The organism is Halanaerobium sp., from assembly GCF_003070835.1.
Window position 1 is genome coordinate 1 of record NZ_QBLR01000283.1, and the last position, 4,352, is coordinate 4,352.

The 4,352-nt window shown below is 33.9% G+C and carries 5 protein-coding genes; all 5 read left to right on the top strand.

Annotated elements, in window-relative coordinates:
* A partial coding sequence (gene coaD, locus CI949_RS17400; RefSeq protein ID WP_290768684.1) for a pantetheine-phosphate adenylyltransferase occupies positions 1-347 on the top strand: 347 nt, incomplete at its 5' end.
* 17 nt (positions 348-364) lie between these two features.
* Entirely contained in the window at positions 365-787 is a 423-nt protein-coding gene (locus CI949_RS17405) for a MaoC family dehydratase (protein ID WP_290768686.1), read from the top strand.
* Between the two features lie 28 nt (positions 788-815).
* Entirely contained in the window at positions 816-1,955 is a 1,140-nt protein-coding gene (locus tag CI949_RS17410) for an acyl-CoA dehydrogenase (protein ID WP_290768688.1), read from the top strand.
* Positions 1,956-1,980: 25 nt separating this feature from the next.
* Positions 1,981-2,766, top strand: a complete 786-nt coding sequence (locus CI949_RS17415; RefSeq protein WP_290768690.1) for an electron transfer flavoprotein subunit beta/FixA family protein — start codon at positions 1,981-1,983, stop codon at positions 2,764-2,766.
* A gap of 33 nt (positions 2,767-2,799) precedes the next feature.
* A complete protein-coding gene (locus CI949_RS17420) occupies positions 2,800-4,062 on the top strand; it encodes an electron transfer flavoprotein subunit alpha (RefSeq protein WP_290768692.1) in 1,263 nt (420 codons plus the stop codon).
* Positions 4,063-4,352: the final 290 nt, after the last annotated feature.

A 4,352-nucleotide genomic window follows, 5' to 3' on the forward strand; every position in this document is an offset into this window, starting at 1 on the left:
ATATTAATACATATTTTAGTCCAAAAGAAAGGAGAGATATGATAGTAGAAAACATATCGGAAGAGATTGAAGTTGAATATTATGAAGGCTTATTAATTGACTTTATGCAAAAGGTTAACTCTAATCTCATTGTAAAAGAGTTACGTTCTCTTTCTGATTTTGAACTTGAATTTCAAAAGGCACTTATGAATAAGAAGCTGGATGAAAATATAGAAACAATATTATTAACTTCTGAACTAAAATATAATTATTTGAGTTCAGACTTAGTTAGGGAAATATCTGAATCAAAAGCTAAGGTTAAAGAATTTGTTCCTGAAAATGTTCAGGATAAATTAAAACTTAATTAAATCAGGAGGGTTTTAAAATGAAAAATTTTTTTACTGTCGATGAAATGGAAATAGGTCAGGAAGCTAGTTTTTCGAAAACTATTACAGAGTCTGATGTAAATCTTTATGCTGGTGTTACAGGAGATTTAAATCCTGCTCATATTAATGAAGAGTTTGCAAAAAATACTATGTTTAAAGGTAGAATTGCTCATGGAATGCTTGGAGCTGGTCTAATCTCTGCTGTTTTGGGAACAAAATTACCTGGACCAGGAACAATTTATATTTCTCAAGACCTTAAATTTAAAGCCCCAGTTCAATTTGGTGACACAGTTACTGCTGCTGTTAGAGTTAAAAGTAAAGATGAAGATAAAAATAGAGTTGTTATGGAAACAACATGTACTACTCAAAATGGAAAAGAAGTTATTATTGGTGAGGCAGTTTTAATGCCTCCTAAGAAGTAATTAATTATCATTTATAAGGAGGATAAAAATGGATTTTAAATTATCAGATCAACAGAAGATGATCCAGACAGTTTTTAGAAAATTTGCGGAGAAAGAAGTAGATCCGATTGCTGCAGACATTGATGAAAGTTGTGAATTTCCAGCAGAAAATGTAAAGAAAATGGCAGAAGCAGATATGATGGGTATTCCTTTTCCCCAGGAATATGGTGGTGCAGGAGCAGATACTTTAAGTTATATTATTGGAGTTGAGGAACTTTCATATAGATGTGCTACTCACGGTGTTATTTTATCTGCACATGTTTCACTTGGTGCTCATCCAATTTATAAATATGGTACTGATGAACAAAAAGAAAAATATTTAGAACCTCTTGCAAAAGGAGAAAAACTCGGTGCTTTTGGTTTAACTGAACCTAATGCTGGTACTGATGCAGCAAGTCAAAATACAACTGCGGAACTCGATGGTGATGAATATGTATTAAATGGTAATAAGATATTCATTACTAATGCAGGTGTAGCAGATACATTTATTATTATGGCGATGACTGATAAAAGTAAGGGTACTAGAGGTATAAGTGCTTTTATTGTTGAAAAAGATACACCAGGATTTACTGTAGGTAAAAAAGAAGACAAAATGGGAATTAATGCTTCAGATACAAGAGAGCTCATTTTCCAGAACTGCAGAATTCCAAAAGAAAATCTACTTGGAAAAGAAGGTATGGGTTTCAAAATTGCTATGGCAACTTTAGATGGTGGCCGGATCGGTATTGCTGCTCAGGCTTTAGGAATCGCACAAAGAGCGCTTGATGAGACAGTTAAATATGTTAAAGAAAGAGAACAGTTTGGACGTCCTATTGGTAAATTCCAGGGTTTGCAGTGGTATATTGCCGAAATGGCAACAAAAGTAGAGTCAGCACGTAATTTAGTTTATAAAGCTGCACTGACCAAAGATTCAGGAGAATCGTTCTCCACTGAGGCAGCTATGGCAAAATTAAAAGCTTCAGAAACAGCTTCGGAAGTTACCAATAAAGCAGTTCAGATTTTTGGTGGATATGGTTATATGAAAGAATATCCAATGGAAAGACTAATGCGCGATGCAAAAATAACCGAAATTTATGAAGGTACTTCTGAAGTACAAAAAATGGTTATTGCAGGCTCATTATTGAGATAATTTAACATAACAGGAGGTAATTATAGTGAAGATTATTGTCTGTATCAAACAGGTTCCTGATACAAACGAAGTAAAAATAGATCAAGATAAAGGTACACTAATTAGAGAAGGCGTACCAAGTATTATTAATCCAGAAGACAAAAATGGTATAGAAGCTGCAGTTAAGTTAAAAGAAGATTTTGGAGGAGAGGTTATTGTAGTAAGTATGGGACCTCCTCAGGCCAAAGTGGCTTTAAAAGAAGCATTAGCTATGGGAGCAGATGAAGCAATTTTATTAAGTGATCGTGCATTTGCTGGTTCTGATACCTGGGCTACAGCTTATACTATTTCTCAGGCGATTAAAGAAATTGGTGACTATGATCTGATATTCTGCGGTCGTCAGGCTATTGACGGTGATACTGCTCAGGTAGGACCTCAAATTGCAGAAAATCTTAATTTGAATCAGTTAACATATGTTTCAAATATTGAATTGGAAGATGATAAGGTGAAGGCACGCAGAGAATTAGAACAGGGATATAGTGAATTAGAAACTAAGCTTCCTGTTTTAGTTACAGTGCTTGAAAGTATCAACAAACCACGCTATGCTTCAATTAAAGGTATAGTAAATGCTCACAGTAAGCAAGAAATTAAAGTCTGGACAACTGATGATTTTGAAGTTGATCTGGATAAGCTGGGGCTTGATGCTTCACCAACTCAGGTTCATGAAACTTTTGTTCCCAAGCACGAGAAAAAAGGTGAAATGCTGGAAGGTTCATATGAAGATATAGTAGATAACTTAATTAAAAAGTTACGCAGTGAAAATGTAGTTTAAAATAGCCACAAAACACTAGGAGGTTAATATATAATGTTAATAATTAATGATACATGTGTTGGCTGTAGTGTATGTGTGGAAAAATGTCCATATAATGCACTCAGCATGAAAGATGGTGTTGCAGTTGTTGATCAAGATAAATGTACACTCTGCGGTGCCTGTGTAAAAGTATGTCCGGTTGATTCAATAGAGATTGAACAGAATGAAAGTAAAACTGCTGTTGATATTTCTGAATATAGTGGAGTCTGGGTATTAGCAGAGCAGAGAAATAATGAGTTATTAAATGTTTCTTTAGAGTTAGTCTCTGAAGGAAGAAAGTTAGCAGATGAATTAAATGAAAAACTCACAGCAGTAGTATTGGGTTCTGAATTGAGCAAAGCTGGAAAAGAGTTAGTAGCTCAGGGAGCAGATCAGGTTTATATTGTAGAAGATGAAGAATTACTACAATATAGAACTGCACCATATACTAAAGTTGTTGCTGAACTTATAAATAAATGTAAGCCAGAAATTGTATTACTTGGAGCAACACATAATGGTCGTGATTTAGGACCAAGAGTTTCTGCAAGAATCAATACTGGACTTACTGCTGATTGTACTAAATTAGCTATTGATAAAGAACGTAAAATCCTACTGCAGACAAGACCTGCATTTGGTGGTAATCTAATGGCAACAATTATTTGTCCTGAGCACCGTCCACAGATGTCAACTGTAAGACCTGGAGTTATGACAAAAGAAGAAGCAGACTATAATCGTACCGGGCAAATTGAATATCTAGATGCAGATATTAATGATAAAGATTTAGGAGCAGAAGTAACTAAAGAAGGTGTTATTCTCAAATTCAATCCGGAATTTGGAGATGAAGATCTTTTAACCGAAATTGTTCAGATTGTTAAGGAAGCCCAACACAGTGTTAATCTGGAGCAGGCTGATATAATTGTATCAGGTGGACGTGGGGTTGGTGATCCAGACGGATTTTCTGTAATTGAAAATCTTGCAGAAACTTTAAATGGAGAAGTAGGAGCTTCACGTGCTGTTGTAGATGAAGGTTGGATTGATAAAGAACATCAGGTTGGCCAAACAGGTAAAACTGTTAAACCAAGATTATATATTGCCTGTGGTATTTCTGGAGCTATTCAGCACAGAGCAGGTATGAATAATTCTGATGTTATAATTGCTATTAATACTGATGCTGAAGCTTCAATTTTTGATATCTGTGATTATGGTATTGTTGGAGATCTTCATAAAATTGTTCCAATGCTTTCTGAGGCATTTAAACAGGTGCTTAGTGAAGAATAAATTTACTTTAAATGACAGTTCAAATATATGTAGGGCGGTAGAAAATTCAACTACTGCTCTACATAAAAAAATATAAATGATAGTGAATTTAATAATTTGTAGTCAAATTGCTACAAGTTGTATAAAAAATCTACAAAAAGAGTACTAATTATCTTTAAATTAATTTTAAATCTCCTAAAAAATATAGTTCGGATAAATAAATATAGCCATATAAAGACTGTTATAACAGGGATTATAAAAAAATATTATTAAATTTAGACTTTTGGTACAATACTTGCATTATTATATTT

Bases quoted from the DNA above. Each gene is read 5' to 3' on its own strand.
- CI949_RS17405 (WP_290768686.1), top strand. From the start codon at position 365: ATGAAAAATTTTTTTACTGTCGATGAAATGGAAATAGGTCAGGAAGCT.
- CI949_RS17410 (WP_290768688.1), top strand. From the start codon at position 816: ATGGATTTTAAATTATCAGATCAACAGAAGATGATCCAGACAGTTTTT.
- CI949_RS17420 (WP_290768692.1), top strand. From the start codon at position 2,800: ATGTTAATAATTAATGATACATGTGTTGGCTGTAGTGTATGTGTGGAA.